Annotated in this window: 15 protein-coding genes; 4 read left to right on the top strand and 11 right to left on the bottom strand. The window is 35.3% G+C overall.

Going from position 1 to position 17,211, the window contains the following annotated elements:
* Position 1: 1 nt before the first annotated feature.
* Both secA and ACYH9I_RS09465 read right to left on the bottom strand, forming a co-directional pair.
* Positions 2-2,731: a preprotein translocase subunit SecA gene (secA, locus tag ACYH9I_RS09470; RefSeq protein ID WP_483560496.1), complete on the bottom strand. Its 2,730-nt coding sequence runs from the start codon at positions 2,729-2,731 to the stop codon at positions 2-4.
* A gap of 80 nt (positions 2,732-2,811) precedes the next feature.
* The gene (locus ACYH9I_RS09465; RefSeq protein ID WP_483560495.1) at positions 2,812-3,156 is read right to left on the bottom strand and encodes a hypothetical protein; all 345 of its coding nucleotides are present in this window, start codon (positions 3,154-3,156) and stop codon (positions 2,812-2,814) included.
* A gap of 280 nt (positions 3,157-3,436) precedes the next feature.
* On the opposite strand from ACYH9I_RS09465, the gene ACYH9I_RS09460 reads away from it, so the two are divergent.
* Positions 3,437-4,501: an MJ1255/VC2487 family glycosyltransferase gene (locus tag ACYH9I_RS09460; protein WP_483560494.1), complete on the top strand. Its 1,065-nt coding sequence runs from the start codon at positions 3,437-3,439 to the stop codon at positions 4,499-4,501.
* A 10-nt stretch (positions 4,502-4,511) separates the two neighbouring features.
* Positions 4,512-5,015, top strand: a complete 504-nt coding sequence (folA, locus tag ACYH9I_RS09455; protein ID WP_483560493.1) for a type 3 dihydrofolate reductase — start codon at positions 4,512-4,514, stop codon at positions 5,013-5,015.
* A gap of 67 nt (positions 5,016-5,082) precedes the next feature.
* On the opposite strand, the gene relA is transcribed toward folA, so the two are convergent.
* From relA to trmB, 6 genes are all read right to left on the bottom strand, one after another.
* Positions 5,083-7,335, bottom strand: a complete 2,253-nt coding sequence (gene relA, locus ACYH9I_RS09450) for a GTP diphosphokinase (protein ID WP_483560492.1) — start codon at positions 7,333-7,335, stop codon at positions 5,083-5,085.
* A gap of 3 nt (positions 7,336-7,338) precedes the next feature.
* A complete protein-coding gene (rlmD, locus tag ACYH9I_RS09445; RefSeq protein WP_483560491.1) occupies positions 7,339-8,676 on the bottom strand; it encodes a 23S rRNA (uracil(1939)-C(5))-methyltransferase RlmD in 1,338 nt (445 codons plus the stop codon).
* 10 nt (positions 8,677-8,686) lie between these two features.
* On the bottom strand, positions 8,687-9,175 hold the full coding sequence (coaD, locus tag ACYH9I_RS09440) for a pantetheine-phosphate adenylyltransferase (RefSeq protein ID WP_091346382.1): 489 nt from the start codon (positions 9,173-9,175) through the stop codon (positions 8,687-8,689).
* Positions 9,176-9,374: 199 nt separating this feature from the next.
* Positions 9,375-10,391, bottom strand: a complete 1,017-nt coding sequence (gene galE, locus ACYH9I_RS09435; protein ID WP_483560490.1) for a UDP-glucose 4-epimerase GalE — start codon at positions 10,389-10,391, stop codon at positions 9,375-9,377.
* Between the two features lie 249 nt (positions 10,392-10,640).
* Positions 10,641-11,804 (bottom strand): histidine-type phosphatase, encoded by a 1,164-nt coding sequence (locus tag ACYH9I_RS09430; protein WP_483560489.1) that lies wholly within the window; start codon positions 11,802-11,804, stop codon positions 10,641-10,643.
* Positions 11,805-11,818: 14 nt separating this feature from the next.
* Entirely contained in the window at positions 11,819-12,523 is a 705-nt protein-coding gene (gene trmB / locus ACYH9I_RS09425) for a tRNA (guanosine(46)-N7)-methyltransferase TrmB (protein ID WP_483560488.1), read from the bottom strand.
* 262 nt (positions 12,524-12,785) lie between these two features.
* Here trmB and ACYH9I_RS09420 point away from each other — a divergent pair, with 262 nt between their 5' ends.
* Both ACYH9I_RS09420 and pth read left to right on the top strand, forming a co-directional pair.
* Positions 12,786-13,733 (top strand): ribose-phosphate pyrophosphokinase, encoded by a 948-nt coding sequence (locus ACYH9I_RS09420; RefSeq protein WP_483560487.1) that lies wholly within the window; start codon positions 12,786-12,788, stop codon positions 13,731-13,733.
* Positions 13,734-13,806: 73 nt separating this feature from the next.
* The gene (gene pth, locus ACYH9I_RS09415) at positions 13,807-14,391 is read left to right on the top strand and encodes an aminoacyl-tRNA hydrolase (RefSeq protein ID WP_483560486.1); all 585 of its coding nucleotides are present in this window, start codon (positions 13,807-13,809) and stop codon (positions 14,389-14,391) included.
* Between the two features lie 99 nt (positions 14,392-14,490).
* Here pth and ACYH9I_RS09410 read toward each other — a convergent pair whose 3' ends face one another.
* The 3 genes from ACYH9I_RS09410 to ACYH9I_RS09400 form a co-directional block, all read right to left on the bottom strand.
* The gene (locus ACYH9I_RS09410) at positions 14,491-14,922 is read right to left on the bottom strand and encodes a DUF3597 domain-containing protein (RefSeq protein WP_160403368.1); all 432 of its coding nucleotides are present in this window, start codon (positions 14,920-14,922) and stop codon (positions 14,491-14,493) included.
* Positions 14,923-15,169: 247 nt separating this feature from the next.
* Positions 15,170-16,351 (bottom strand): mannonate dehydratase, encoded by a 1,182-nt coding sequence (gene uxuA / locus ACYH9I_RS09405; RefSeq protein WP_483560485.1) that lies wholly within the window; start codon positions 16,349-16,351, stop codon positions 15,170-15,172.
* Between the two features lie 79 nt (positions 16,352-16,430).
* On the bottom strand, positions 16,431-17,192 hold the full coding sequence (locus tag ACYH9I_RS09400) for a GntR family transcriptional regulator (protein ID WP_160403371.1): 762 nt from the start codon (positions 17,190-17,192) through the stop codon (positions 16,431-16,433).
* Positions 17,193-17,211 lie beyond the last annotated feature (19 nt).

The following is a 17,211-nucleotide window of genomic DNA, read 5'->3' as shown; positions in this document are numbered from 1 at the left end:
CTTAATTAACAGCACCATGACAATGTTTATATTTTTTACCTGAACCACAAGGACATGGATCGTTGCGTCCTACTTTGGATTGTGAGCGTACCATTGGTTGTGGTGCACTAGTTGGCTGCGCTTCACTTTCACCACTCATACCGGCTAGTGATTCATGGTTAGCTTGCTGCTTAGCCATTAATTTTTCCATTTCGGCAAGGCGTTGGCGTTCGGCTTCGTCTACTTCTTCTTGTGAGCGAATTTGTACACGGCTTAAAATACCGATAACGTCATATTTTAATGATTCTAACATGCTGGCAAACATATTAAATGATTCTCGCTTATATTCTTGTTTTGGATCTTTTTGCGCATAACCACGTAGGTGAATACCCTGACGTAAATAATCCATTGAAGCTAAATGTTCTTTCCAAAGCGTATCAAGTGTTTGTAGCATAACACTTTTTTCAAAGTGTCTAAATGCTTCAGCACCAGCAGTATTTTCTTTTTCTAAATATCTGTCTTGTGCCATTTGTAAAATACGTTCGCGTAGTGTTTCTTCATGTAGATTTTGTTCTTCATCTAACCATTTTGCTATTGGTAAATCTAAGTCAAAGTCTGTTTTTAGCGCCGATTCAAGCCCCGGAATATCCCACATTTCTTCAATTGATTGTGGTGGAATATATTGGTCAATTAGCGTATTAAATACATCGTTTCGGATTGAATCAATAGTATCTTTTATATCGGTATTATCCAGTAAGCCGTTTCGTTCACGATAAATAACTTTACGTTGATCATTGGCAACATCATCATATTCTAGAAGTTGTTTACGTATATCAAAGTTGCGACTTTCCACTTTCTTTTGCGCATTGGCAATGGCTTTAGTTACCCATGGGTGTTCAATGGCTTCACCTTCTTTCATGCCCAGTTTACGCATCATGTTACCTACACGTTCAGAGGCGAAGATTCGCATTAACGGATCTTCAAGTGATAGGTAAAAACGTGAAGCACCTGGGTCACCTTGACGACCAGCACGACCACGTAACTGGTTGTCGATACGACGTGATTCATGACGTTCTGTACCTAAAATATACAGCCCTCCTAATGCAATCACTTCTTCGTGTTTTACTTGCCAAGCTTGTTTGGCTTTTTCGATATCTTCTGGGGTTGGATTTTCGATTTTTGCTATTTCGCTTTGCCAGTTTCCACCCAGCATTATATCGGTACCACGCCCGGCCATATTGGTGGCAATAGTCACAGCGCCTTTGCTACCAGCATTAGCAATAATTTCAGCTTCTTGAGCATGGAATTTGGCGTTTAAAACATTGTGTTTAATACCGGCTTTTTTAAATGCTTGCGAAACAAGCTCTGATTTTTCAATTGATGCTGTCCCAACTAAAACTGGTTGACCGCGTTTTACACATTCTTGTACATCCGCAACAATTGCTTTAATCTTTTCTTTTTCGGTCATATAGACAAGGTCAGATTGATCTTTTCGTTGCATTGGGCGATTAGTTGGAATAACAATCGTATCTAAACCATAAATTTGGTTAAATTCAAATGCTTCTGTATCAGCTGTCCCCGTCATGCCTGCTAATTTTTCGTATAAACGGAAATAGTTTTGGAAAGTGATTGAAGCAAGCGTTTGGTTTTCATTTTGGATTTTAACGTGCTCTTTTGCTTCAACTGCTTGGTGTAAACCATCAGACCAGCGTCGCCCATCCATTGTTCTGCCTGTATGTTCGTCAACGATGATAATTTCATTATCTCTAACAATATAATCAACATCACGATGGAATAGGTGGTGAGCGCGCAGTGCGGCGTTAACGTGATGCATTAATACGATATTGTTCGGTGCGTAAAGTGATTCATCACCTTTCATGATGCCTTGTTTAATAAGTAATTCTTCAACTTTTACTAATCCACGTTCAGTTAAATTTACTTGGCGTGATTTTTCATCAATAGAGAAGTCTCCATCCCCTTGGAACTGATCAGAGTCTTCTTTTTCTTGACTGGTTAAATAAGGAATAATCTTATCAACACTAATATATCTGTCAGAACTATCTTCGGCTTGACCTGAAATAATCAGTGGTGTTCTCGCTTCATCAATTAAAATTGAGTCGACTTCATCGACTAAAGCGTAATGCAGTGGACGCTGTACTCGAGCATCTTTGCTAAATACCATATTATCGCGTAAATAGTCGAAGCCGTATTCATTATTCGTACCATAGGTGATATCAGCATTGTAAGCCTCGCGTTTTATATGTGCAGGCATATTTGGCAGGTTGATTCCAACTGTTAAACCTAAAAATTCAAATAAAGGGCGGTTATTTTCAGCATCTCGCTGTGCTAAGTAATCATTAACTGTAATAATATGCACGCCTTTACCGGTTAATGCGTTTAAATAGGCAGGTAATGTTGCTGTTAAGGTTTTTCCTTCACCGGTACGCATTTCTGCAATGCAGCGTTCATTGAGTACCATACCACCAATTAGTTGTACATCAAAATGACGCATGCCAAATACACGTTTACTCGCTTCGCGTACTACCGCAAAAGCCTCTTCTAAAATATCATCTAATTGGGTTCCAGCAGCAATTTTTTGTTTAAACTCCGTGGTTTTTGCTTTTAGTTCATCATCGGTTAATGCTTCCATGGTTGGTTCAAGTGCATTAATGTTTTCAACTCTCTTGCGCATGTTTTTTAGTACGCGTTCATTGCGGCTACCAAATACTTTTGTTAATAATTTTAATAACATAACTTTTCTCTTGTTTTTTCAATGCGGATATAAGGAATTAACCTTATATAAATATTAGTTCTATTTGAGTTATAAATGCATTAAGCGGTAGTGTTGGGCCCAGCTCTTATGCCATTATAAGGAGATAGTCGAATAACTTTACTGGATGAAAGTTCAATATCATTGGGTGTGATAAAGATCGCTACAATGCATTGTTTTTGTGCATGCGGTAGCGTTTGTGATTTTTTTCGATCTACTTCTTGGTTATCTTGCACAATGGATGCAATTGCAATAATCCCAATTTGCGAAACAGGAGCTTCTGAGGGAAGCGTTTCGTGTTGATACAAACTGAACCCAGCAGCAATTGCACCTAATAATAAGTGTGATAAAGCGGTTTTAATGATCAACCGTTTGTTCAGTTTTTGCCAGTAGTAAATGACGATCATAACGCAATATTTTAGCATTTATTACAAAAATAAAAAACATTTATTATTTTTTATAACTGCTTATTTCATAATGATTTTTATATGGTTGATTTTATTTATATGAACTAATTAATTAACCAATTTGTATTTTCCTTTATTAATTTAATTAGATAATTTACTGGCTTGTCTATGTATATTAAGTTATGTTTTGGTTTTTATGTGTTTTTTAGTAAAAAAATAAGATAATTATAAAGTGTTCTGGTATGATATTTATTAATAATAATTGGCAAATAATATTGATATGAAAATTCTCTTTGGTGTTCAAGGAACAGGAAATGGCCATGTCAGTCGTTGTAGAACATTAGCTAAAGCTTTGAAAATAGCTGGTGCTGATGTGGATTATATTTTTAGTGGGCGAGATCCTAAAGACTATTTTGATATGCAAGCTTTTGGAGATTATAAAACTTATCGAGGAGTCTCTTTTGCAACGCTTAATGGTAAAATTAATTTTCGGAAGACTGTACAACGAATACGAGCATTTCGGCTTATTAAAGATGTGCGTGAGCTAGATTTATCAAAGTATGATTGCATTATTAGCGATTTTGAACCAGTGAGTGCTTGGGCGGCGCATCATCAGCATCGAGAGTGTTTAGGGATAAGCAATCAGGCGGTATGTCAATATCTTAAGCCTAAAGAATATGGGCTGATTGCTAATGTCATTATGAAATATTATGCACCTGTTACAAAGCCGATTGGTTTACATTGGTTCCATTTTGGGCATAAATTACTACCACCAATGATTGATACATTCCAAACTATGCCAACAGAAGACGGTAATGTTGTGGTTTATTTGCCGTTTGAAGGCTTAGATGAAATCATGGCTATGTTAAAACAATTTCAAAATCAACATTTTATTTGTTTCCATCCTGATGTCCAGCAGTCTTATAAATATAGCAATGTATCTTTGCAGCCGCTTGGGCGAGATAGCTTTACTCACGCTTTAATTAGTTGCTCTGGTATTATTTCAAATACAGGTTTTGCCTTAATTTCAGAAGCTTTAGCGCTAGGTAAAAAGATTTTGACTAAACCTGTTTCAGGGCAATTTGAGCAAATTTATAATGCACAATGTCTGCAATCTCTTGATATGGCAACGGTTATGGAAAATTTAAACTGTATCAAACTTAAGTATTGGCTTGATTTACCTTCTCCAAAAAAAATAATTTATCCTGATGTGGCTACCGAGTTAGCTAATTGGATTGTTGCAGGTCAAAAAGAATCGTTACTTTCTTTAAGTGAACGGCTTTGGAGTCAGACGGTGTTTCCTGAAAATGTAAATAATCGTATTAAATCTTTAGGTTATGTATAAAGGAACAAAAATGATTTTAAGTATTATTGTGGCGATGGCGCATAATCGTGTTATTGGTTTAAATAACCAAATGCCTTGGCATTTACCTGCGGATTTAGCTTGGTTTAAAAAAAACACGCTTAATAAACCTGTTATTATGGGACGAAAAACATTTGAGTCTATTGGGCGCCCATTACCTAACCGTCACAATATTATTATTTCAAGACAAGCAGCAATAGGAGGTCACGCAACTCCGCATGTAAGTTGGGTGCAATCGATTGAGGCAGCTATATTGTTAGCTCAAACACGGCATGTTGATGAAGCGTTTATTATTGGGGGGGGAAATATTTATCAACAGGCGTTACCTTTAGTTGATCGGCTTTATTTGACTCATATAGATGCAGAACTACAAGGTGATACTTATTTTCCTGATTATTTGTCTGAGCAATGGCAAGTCATTCATCAGGAAAGTCATCAACGCGACGATAAAAATGGTTATTTGTACCAATTTGAAGTTTTAGAGAGAAAGCCATAAAGGCTAATTTTTTTGATTAAATTTGCCACTAAAATTAAAAAGTAGCAAGTTAATACATTAATTAACCTTAAAAACGTTTAGCTTCGATAACATCAGGTAGTTGTTTTATTTTATTGAGCACTCGATTTAACGAGTCCTGATCAAAAATTTCCATATCGACCTCAATAGTCGCTAACTGTTGCTTCATATCAGAGCGACTAATTAGACCAAGGACATTAACCTTTTCATTAGCTAAAATCGTAGTAATATCTCGCAATAAACCACTTCGATCGTTGGCAACAATTTGTACCATCATGGTATAGCTTGAGTTGGTACTATTGTTCCAAATAGCATGAGTAATTCGTTCGGGAGCGTGATTTTTAAGTTCTTGTAATTGTTCACAATCAGAGCGATGAATTGAAATACCTCGCCCTTGGGTAACAAAACCAGTAATTGGATCGCCAGGAATAGGGCGGCAGCAGTTTGCAATGGTGTACATTAAGTTATCAACACCTTCAATAATAATTTCGCAGCCTTTTTTACTGCTGGTTTTATTAGCATTTTTGGTTTGTATATTTGATTTTTGGGCAATCTGCTTTAATACGGCTTCATCTTCTTCCTCTGCTGTTGGTTTATTAAATTGTGCATTGATGAAATTAACTAATTGATTAATCCTTATATCACCACTTCCAATACCAGCTAGTACCTCGTCAAACGAATGGGCGTTATATTTATTAATTAAGATTTTTTCAACGCTTTTTATACTAATATTTAATGGTTCCAGTTCGTGTTCTAAAATTTGTTGTCCGGCAGCGATATTTTTATGTCGATCTTGTTTTTTAAACCAAGCTTGAATTTTTGCTCTTGCACGGCTACTGTTAACAAATCCGGTATTAGGATTTAACCAATCTCGGCTTGGATTAGGTTGCTTTTGGGTAATGACTTCAACTTGATCACCCATTTTTAAATGGTAGGTAAATGGTACAATTCGTCCACTTATTTTAGCACCAATACAACGATGCCCAACATCACTATGGATATGATAAGCAAAATCAAGTGGTGTTGATCCTGCAGGTAAATCAACAACATCGCCTTTCGGTGTAAAAACATAAACTCGATCATCGAAAATCTGGCTACGAACGGCTTCTTGAATTTCACCACTTTCGGACATTTCTTGTTGCCACGTTAATAATTTGCGCAGCCAAGATATCCGTTGATCATAAGCTGTCATTTTATCGGTACTGCCTTCTTTATACTTCCAATGAGCGGCAACACCAAGTTCAGCATCATTGTGCATTTGTTCAGTTCGGATTTGAATTTCGATGGTTTTATCTTGTGGTCCATAAACAACAGTATGGATAGATTGGTAACCATTTGGTTTAGGATTAGCAACATAATCGTCAAATTCTTTGGCGATATGTTTGTAATGGCTGTGAACAATTCCTAATGCATTATAACAATCTTCAATACTATCACTGATAATACGCACTGCTCGGATATCATATAGATCTTCGAACTCAAGATGTTTACGTTCCATTTTTCGCCATATGCTGTAAATATGTTTAGGACGACCATAAACCTCAGCACGAACATGATCTTGGTCCATTAGCTCTTGTAGACGGTCAACAAATTGGTTGATATATAATTCACGATCTAATCGTTTTTCTTGTAATTTTTTAGCAATAAAGCGATATTCATCGGGATGTAGATAGCGGAAGCAAAAATCTTCCAATTCCCATTTTAATTGGCCTATTCCTAAGCGATTGGCTAAAGGTGCATAAATATTAAAACATTCTTTAGCAGCAAGTACTTGTTCTTCTAAGGGAGCATTGATTAAATTGCGCAAATAGGTAATGCGTTCTGCCAATTTAATGACTACACTTCGGAAGTCATTTACCATTGCTAGTAACATGCGACGAATACTATCAATTTGTTCGGTAGTGGCACTACCGTTACGGATCGCTCGTAGTTGGCGAATTTCTTTCATTCTGACAATGCTAGAAATGATATGAGAAATTTCACGATCGAAATCTTCAGGAATATCTTCTCGACGAATTATTTTTGTATCGACAAAAGGAAGTAACAAAGCAGCACATAAACTATTGATATCCATATTCAGTGTCGATAAAATTTCGACCATTTCTATTGCATTTTGGAAACAATGGATCTGTTCTGGTGCGCCAGCGCTGTTTTCAAAACAAAAATCTAAAACCTCTCTAAATTTTTTATAAGATGCAGGGTTGGTTAATAACAATTCTTGCTTTATCCATCGCTCAACATCAAATTGGGTAAGAGAATAATGATTTTCACTATGTTGGTGTGCGCCTCTAATCGATACCATAATTTATGTTCCTGATTTCGTTAACAACAACATTGATTCAATGTGTTTGGTTTGTGGAAACATATCCAAAATAGCAACTTGATTAATTTGATATCCAGCTTCGATAAGTTGTTTACTATCTCGAGCTAGAGTCGCAGGATTACACGATATATAAACGATTTTTGACGGAGCTAATTTTATAATTTCTATCATTGCATTTAATGCACCAGCTCTCGCTGGATCTAATAGTACTTTATTAAATTTCGATTGACTCCATATTGAAAATTGTTGGTTATCGTCTAAGTTGCTAGTTAAAAAATTGGTTTCAGCACAAATCTTATTATTATTTAATATAGTGTTAAATTTTGCTTTTTCAACCAGTGCATCAATCCCTTCAACGCCTGTTACAGTTTTGCATAATGTTGCCATAGGTAACGAAAAATTACCCATGCCACAAAAGAGATCTAAAACTTGGTCAGTTGGCCTTAATGATAGCCAATCAAGCGTTTGCACTATCATTTTTTGGTTAATTTTACAATTTACTTGAATAAAATCGAGAGGGCTAAACGTTAATTTTAAATGATTAAGCAAATAAAAATGTTCAGTGCTACCGGTAATATGTACTAAATCTTTTCCGTGAAAATAAAGTGAAATATTATTATCTTCAGCGAATGTTTTTAACAATTTAACATCATGCTCAGTTAAGGGTATGGTATGTCTTAAAACTATAATGATACCACTATCAACTGAAATTAATTCAATATGGCCAAGTGCTTTTTTTTGTTTTATGCGATTTAGTACGTCTTGTAAGGGTGCTAGCAAGGAATCTAATTCAACAACTAATACTGGGCAATGCTTAATATTAGTTATCTGGTTTGATTCGGCTTGGCGAAATCCAATAACTAATTCACCTTTAACAATATTGATCGAAAGTCTTGCTCGTCGACGATAATGGTAAGGTTGATCGGCAATGATTTGGGGCGAATGTTGAATAATATTAGCTAAGGGTTGTCCTGTTTCTTTTTGTAACAGTTTGATTAATGAATCATACTTTGCTTGTTGTTGTAGATGAGGAGCCATATGTTGTAATTCACAACCACCGCATTTTTCATAGTATTCACATTGTGGTTTCACACGCTCTTTGCTTTGATTATGGTATCGAATGACTTTGGCTTTAGCGTAATTTTTTTTATTTTCAGTTAGTTCAATATCAACGGTTTCATCAGGCAAGGCAGATTTAACAAAAATTGCTTTACCTTTATGATTGGCAACGCCTTGTCCAAAAGCATCTAAAGATGAGACTGTTACTGTCAATTTTTGTGGTATGAACTTTTTTTTCTGTGGAGTATAAAAATTAACCATAGACGTTTATTTATGTTAAGCGCTTTAATAATTCTGTTTTGACATGCAGTGGTACTAAATTTGTAATATCACCACCATGATAGGCGACATCTTTTACGATTGTTGATGAAATAAACCCCATTGCAATAGATGGCATCAAAAAGATAGTATCTAAATCAGATTTTAACGCACGATTCATTTCAGCAAGTTGTCTTTCGTATTCAAAATCATGTGTGGTGCGTACCCCACGAACGATAACAGTGGCATTGTGTGTTTGCGCAAAATTGGCCATTAAATTGTTAAAACCGATAACTTCAACATTAAGTAGATGTTCAACAGCAGTTGAAGCCAAGTTAACACGTTCTTCTAATGTAAACAGTGTTTTTTTGTTAGGGTTTTGAGCAATAGCAACGATTAATCGAGGAAACAATAACGACGCACGTGTAACAAGATCGATATGACCATTAGTAATGGGATCAAAAGTGCCCGGAAAAATAGCTGTCAAGGCTTTGCTTTTCATATTTCATATTATCCATTAGGTATGATAGCTGTATCATACCTAATTTTTCTTTGGATTGTTAGTTTAACGCTACAAAATTCTTTGGCTCAATATGGCGAAACTATCCCCATTGGTTAGCTAGTAGGGAGCATGACAGCTAACTGGGTTAAACTTAACCTTTTTTACTTTTTTTGATGCTGATTTTATTGATTCGTATTACTTAATCAGGATAACCTTGCGGGTTATTTGATTGCCAATTCCACGAGTCTTTTACCATGTCATCAAGTGTTAGTTTTGTTTTCCACCCTAATTTTTGTTCAGCTTTTTTTACATCAGCCCAAAATGCGGGTAAATCGCCAGAGCGTCTTGCTGCGAAGTGCCAATTGAGTGATTTTCCTGAGGCTTTTTCAAAGGCATTGATGACTTGTAACACACTGTAGCCAACACCGGAACCTAAGTTATAAATATGTACGCCAGTTTTATTATGATCAGCCTTAAGTGCGGCAATATGCCCATCAGCTAAATCAACAACATGTATAAAATCACGAACACATGTGCCATCTGTCGTTGGATAGTCATTACCAAAAACGGCTAATGATTCCCGTTTGCCGACAGCAACTTGTGTTATATATGGCATAAGATTGTTGGGAATACCGAGAGGATCTTCTCCCATTAAACCACTTGGGTGAGCACCAACAGGATTAAAATAACGAAGTAAAGTTAATGACCAATCAGGTTCAGCAACAGCTAAATCCATGATACATTGCTCGACCATTAATTTACTTTTACCATATGGACTAGTTGGTAAACCTTGAGGTAAAGTTTCAACATAAGGGACTGGTGCAAGTTCACCATAAACTGTTGCCGATGAGCTAAATACTAACTGTTTAACCCCTGCATCGCGCATTGCTTTCATAAGTACAATACTACCATAAACATTATTTTCATAATATTCAAGGGGTTTATGTACTGATTCACCTACCGCTTTGAGTCCTGCAAAGTGAATAACTGCACTAATGCTATGTTTTGCAAAAATTTTTTCTAATAATTGTGCATCACAAACATCACCTTGATAAAAATCAATTTTTTTCCCGGTGATTTTCTGTATTCTATCTAATACTGACACTTTGCTATTGAATAAATTATCAATCACTATGGGAGTATAACCTGATTGAATTAATTGTACACAGGTGTGACTTCCTATATATCCACAGCCACCAGTTACTAATATTTTCATAATAAACCTTCATCTAATTATAATAATTATAGTGATCTTCTGTTAGTTTTCAGTATCTTCACTTTTTTTATATTTCTATCTGTCCTATGGCTTACGCTTTGATAATATGAAGGAATAAATTAGCGTAAAATTAAATACGATCAAGCCAAGAACTAGATATGCTCCTTCAAAAATTTATTTTAATATACATTAGACTTAAAAATATGGCCATAAATAGAATGGCAAAATAATAACTTTTTACTGTTGTACTCACTCCGCTTGGTAAATGTTAAGCCGTTTTTCAAAATCTTTCCAAGCATAAAATCCATCACTGTTTAATGGCGCATCTTTCAATTTAAGTTGAAAATGCTCAGGTGGGTTATTAGCATCAAGTGCTTGTCCGTTATAGAGTTGCTCAAAACTTTGATAAATATATTCGGCCTTAAAGAAATATTCGCCCGTGGATAAATGTTGAAAACGCTGTAAAGCCAGTTTTCCGCCAATTGGTGTGGTTTCAAATTGCTTTGGAAGTCGGTAAGATTCAAAATTTAATGCTCCTAACAACGATGCAATTGTACTGTCGTGTCCCACAAGTAGATTGACTTTATTTTGTTGTTGCATAAGATCGCTTATGGTGTTGATGATGAGTGTAGCAGAATGTTTGGCTAATGTTTTAGTATGGCATATTAAATTAACGTATTGATTCCGAATTTCAACTATTTGTTGCCATTGTGCTAAGTCGTTTATCCTGCCCCATGCAATTTGTTCTTGAGGGAATGCGGAATAGTATTGTAATAAAAATGCATCAACCGCAGATGCACCTATGGCTAATGCACCAAGCAGTGCTGGTTCTTCATTTTTCTTAAAATGAAGCTCAATCGGGATATCAGCTAGCGGGCATTGATATTGAGCATATAGTGTTGAGTGACGATAATCTAAAATATCTGATAAAATTTCATAAGCAGGTGCTAAACTTTTAAAGATGGCTTCTGCTTTATTTGTTTCTTCAATATCACTTAATACCGCTTGTTTTAGTTCTGGTGAATCATCCCTTAGGCTTGGATCAAAAATAGGATCCATTTTTTCGATTGGATATTTGTGGTTAACCGCAATATCATAACCAGCATAAGCACCAGCTATAATAAATTGTGCGGTTGCCACCGTTCTTTGTAAGCTATTAGCATAAACAAATACCTCTGGCATAGTTACCGAAGGTTTAATGCCGTGGTTCTCAAGCCATTGTGATAGATAGTGGCCAAAATAAACTTCTAAAGCTCCCCCTCGTGTTGTTAAATAGCCATAAGGGTGTTGCCATGTAGGCCATTTAAAAGGTGTTGCTTGCTCAAGAAATTCAAGTGTATTTTGTAAAGGTGTACGAATACCATGGCGGCTAAGTATAACGACTTTATCTAATCGGTAATGGTTGTTTTTCATTTTGAGATCCATCATTATTTTTTTATAAATTGTAAATCCCAAACACCATGACCAAGGTTTTTTCCACGTTTTTCAAATTTAGTAATTGGTCTATCATCTGGTCTAGGGATGTAATCACCCGTTGGGGATAAATTTTCGAACCCTTCAGCTTGGGTTAATACTTCAAGCATATGTTCTGCATAGTGTTGCCAATCTGTTGCAAGATGCAAAATGCCACCGGATTTTAATTTTTGACTAATTAACTGTACAAATTTTGGTTGAATAATTCTACGTTTATTATGTCTTGCTTTATGCCATGGATCAGGGAAAAAAATTTGCACTTTGTCCAACGAATGATTCGCAATCATATTAACTAACACTTCAACTGCATCGTGACACATGACTTTTAAATTAGTTAATTGGTTTTCTTCAATCGCCATTAAACAAGCGCCTACCCCTGGTTTGTGTACCTCAATACCTAGAAAATTTTTATTTTGAGCATGTTCTGCCATTTCAACTAATGAAGCACCCATGCCAAAACCGATTTCTAATACTAATGGTTTGTCTGTATCGAAATTCACCGTTGAGTTTGCATTGTAGTCAATACCATACATTGGCCATAAGTTGACTAAAGCTTGTTGTTGACCTTTGGTTAAGCGACCTTGCCTTAAAACAAAGCTGCGAATAGCTCTTTTGGATTTTATATCTTCAATCTTATTGGTAATTAATTGTTCATTCATTACGTTGTCTTTTTGTTTAAGAATTATTGAAATTTATTATTCACTATGACTAATAATAAGTAATAGTTTAACCGATTTTTAATTCACTTCAAAAAACATATTATCTACTTATTTTTTTTATTTATTATTACTATATATACAAAATATTTTTAATAAATTTTTATAATGTGGTTGAGCATAATCTGTAAATGATTATATAATTGTCACTCCGATTTAACCGATTACGTATAAGTAATCATGATAACATGCTTGAGGATTTCTCGTGCCTGATATGAAGCTTTTTGCTGGTAATGCCACACCCGAACTAGCAAAGCGTATAGCTAATCGTCTTTATACTTCTCTTGGTGACATTGTTGTAAGCCGTTTTAGTGATGGTGAAGTTAATGTCCAAATCAATGAAAATGTCCGTGGTGAAGATGTTTTTATTATTCAATCAACTTGTGCTCCAACCAATGATAATTTAATGGAATTACTTGTCATGATCGATGCAATGCGTCGTGCATCTGCTGGTCGTATTACTGCGGTTATTCCTTATTTTGGTTATGCAAGGCAAGATCGTCGAGTTCGTTCGGCTCGTGTACCTATTACCGCTAAAGTTGTTGCTGATTTTCTATCAACAGTTGGTGTTGATAGGGTATTAACCGTTGATCTTCATGCAGAACAAATTCAAGGCTTTTTTGATGTGCCTGTTGATAATGTATTTGGTAGCCCAGTTATTTTAGAAGATATGTTACAACGTGATTTTGACCGTCCGATTGTGGTATCTCCAGATATTGGGGGGGTGGTACGTGCTCGTGCGATAGCTAAGCTACTTAATGATACTGATATGGCTATTATTGATAAACGCCGTCAACGCGCAAATGAAGCTGAAGTGATGAATATCATTGGTGATGTTGCTGATAGAGATTGTATTTTAGTTGATGATATGATTGATACAGCGGGAACACTTTGTAAAGCAGCTGATGCTTTAAAAGCACGAGGTGCAAAAAGAGTGTTTGCTTATGCAACGCATCCAATTTTTTCAGGTAAAGCAGTAAGTAATATAAAAAACTGCGCTATTGATGAAATTGTTGTTTGTGACACAATTCCATTAACGGCTGAAGTAAAAGCATTGAAAAATGTTCGCCAATTAACTTTGTCAGGTATGCTTGCTGAAGCAATTCGTCGAATCAGTAATGAAGAATCGATTTCAGCTATGTTCCATCAATAATCTATTTTATCATTGAGTTAAATGCCCCTTTTGGGGCATTTTTCACAATAAAATCAGTGACAATAAAAATATTATGACAACGATAAAACTGATAGTAGGTCTTGCCAATCCTGGAAATGAATATGCAGCAACAAGGCACAACGCAGGTGCATGGTTTGTTGATCAACTGGCTCAGCGTTATAATCAATCATTAAAAAATGAACCAAAATTTTTTGGTTACACATCACGAATCAACGTTGCCGGTCATGATGTGCGTTTATTAGTTCCAACTACATTTATGAATTTAAGTGGTAAAGCGGTGCAAGCTATAGCAACATTTTACCAAATAAAACCAGAAGAAATATTAATTGCTCATGATGAACTGGACTTGAATCCCGGTATAGCTAAACTTAAGTTTGGTGGTAGTCATGGTGGGCATAATGGGTTAAAAGATATTGCTAGCAAATTAGGTAATAATTTAAATTTTTATCGGTTAAGGATTGGTATTGGTCATCCTGGTGATAAAAATAAAGTTGTTGGCTATGTTCTTAACAAACCCTCTAGATCTGAACAAGATTTGATTGATCAAGTTATTAATGAATCAGTGCGTTGTACTGATATTTTATTATCGCAAAGTGTCGAAGCTGCAATGAATCAGTTACACTCTTTTAAAGCTTAGTTTATTTAGTGAATCAAAAATACTAATAAAAAACGTAGTGATTTGTATAAAAAATCCACCCGAAAATTGGGTGGATTATAATTACCTTAACCTGTTAGGTTAAGAAAATAGATGAGTGACATTTCCACCTTTTTCAGCTATTTTCTTCATGACTTCTTTAATTAGCCATGTATTCATTGCTGCTGTGTCATCAGTGCTGCCAGTATAATTTAGTTCTTGTGCTAATTTTTTACGCGCATCTAAACTACTGTCCATACCTAATAGTTTCAATAGATCAACGATAGATGTTTTCCAATTGAGTACTTCTGGATGCTTTTTAGCTAAATTATCAAGGATAGAGGTGACATCAACATTAGCTGCAGATACGCTTTGTTCTACCTTTTCTTTAATTTGTTCTGAACCATTGGATACTGTATTTTTGGCTGATCCAGTTATATTTTCAACTTTATCTTTCACCACATCAACTGCATGATCTACTGCTGCTTGAGCGCTAGGAAATACTTTAGAAAAAATGTTATTTAAGATACCCATATTACACTCTCCACTGTTTTTATTGTTGAACTATTTAGATGTATACACTAACTTATATATAACTCCCAGAAATTAGAAATGTCAAAGTGATTATAATTTAATAGCATTTTATGTATTACTGGGCAATATTTACAAAAATGTTAATCATGTTAACTACTTTTATAATATTAAAGAAAAAATGCCCTTAAAAGGGCATTGAAATTGTTAGGATTTGGGAATGTATTTATTACAATTAATTTAGTTTTACTTATTGAAAAAAAGCACGCTTTATTGCATATTCAACCCCGCGAATTTCAGCTAAACCTCTTAAACGACCAATTGCAGAATAACCGGGATTGGTTTTCTTTCTAAGATCATCTAACATTTGATGTCCATGATCTGGTCGAACAGGTATGGAGCGTTTAACTCCTGCTTTTTTGCGTCGTTCTTCTTCAGTGATTAATGCTTTAATTACTGCATACATATCGACATCACCAGCTAAATGGTCCCCTTCGTGAAAGGATAATGGGTTATCTTCTCGCACAGTTGCTCTCAAGTGAATAAAGTGGACACGGTCGGCAAATTTTTCAGCCATGATTGCTAAATCATTATCGCTACGAACACCATAAGAGCCAGTACAAAAACAAAAACCATTATGAATGCTATCAACGGTATCTTTAATCCATTGCATATCTTCAATGGTTGAAACAATACGAGGTAAGCCTAAAATTGGGCGCGGAGGATCATCAGGATGAACGGTCAAAACAACGCCAACTTCCTCAGCAACAGGGACAATAGCTTTTAAAAAATAGGCATAGTTTTCACGTAATTTTTCTTTATCAATATTATCATAAGTTGCGAGATGAGCACGAAATTGATCAAGTGAATAACCTTCTTCTGCTCCGGGCAAACCTGCAATGATATTTGCAACAAGTTTATCTTTATCTGCTTGTGTCATTTGCTCAAAATATGTTTTTGCTAAAATGGCATCTTGTTGTGAATAATCTTTTTCTGCATTAGGTCGTTTTAATAGATAAATATCGAATGCGGCAAAGGCAACTTGATCAAACCGTAATGCCTTTGAACCATCAGGTAATTCATAAGAAAGATCTGTACGAGTCCAATCTAATACGGGCATAAAGTTATAACAAACAGTGTCAATTCCACAAGCAGCTAAATTTCTAATTGACTGCTGATAATTTGCGATATGTTGTTTAACATTACCGGAGTGAATTTTAATTTCTTCGTGCACAGGAATACTTTCAACAACGGACCAAGTTAAACCTTTTTCTTCGATGATTTTTTTTCTTTTTTGAATTTCGTCTATTGTCCATACTTCGCCATTTGGAATATGGTGCAAAGCTGTAACAATTCCTGTTGCCCCAGCTTGCTTAATATCATCTAATGATACTGGATCGCTAGGACCAAACCAACGCATTGTTTGTTCCATTTAAATTCTCCTTAAAAAATTTTAATTTATTTTATTTCTGAAATTAAAAGATCTATAAATGGCGCCAGTTTTATGTTGCCTATTGGTTAACAATGTTAACAGGAATAGAATCAAATAAATAACCATCAAAATTTGGATCTTCACTATCAGAAACTGTCATTAATGTTTGCTTAACATTTTCTAAATGTTGCCACATAGCGTGGCGTGCAGCCATTGCATCCTTCACTTGTAATGCTTGTAGAATTTTTTCGTGATCATAAAGCCATTTTTTTCGATAACTATGATCGGTAATTCTACAGTGTAATTGATTCCACATTTTGCTAGCAGAACGTTTTTGCCATAAATCATCTAGCAAATTTTCAAGTATTGAGTTTTTGGTCGCTCTTGCTATTGCAATATGAAACATTTCATCTGCACTGTAATCGTCTAAAATACCCTGTTCTAAAATTTGTCGCTCTTGCTCTAAGATAGCTCTTAATTCAATAATATCTGATTTTACAATTTGTGAAGCGGCAAAAGCCGCGATATTACTTTCAATTAATTGTCTAGCTTGTAATAATTCAAAAGGACCAAAATCTTCTTCTTCAATTTTTTTATCTGTTTCTGATAATATTTCATTTGGTAAACCAATTACATATACGCCAGAACCTTTTTTGACTGTGACTAAATTTTCGAGCTCCAGCATGATTAGAGCTTCACGGACAACAGTTCTACTTACACTAAATGCTTCTGCAATATCTCTTTCTGGTGGTAACCGCTCACCAATTTTATAGGTGCCACTTTTTAATAATGATTTCAGTTCATTACCAATTTTTTGGTATAGCCGATTAACCGTTAGCATTATTTATAATCCTCATTCT

The sequence above is a fragment of the Gilliamella sp. X-23 genome (genome assembly GCF_057063545.1).
The sequence above is the reverse complement of the archived record's forward strand: the minus strand, read 5'-3'. Positions and strand labels throughout refer to the sequence as shown.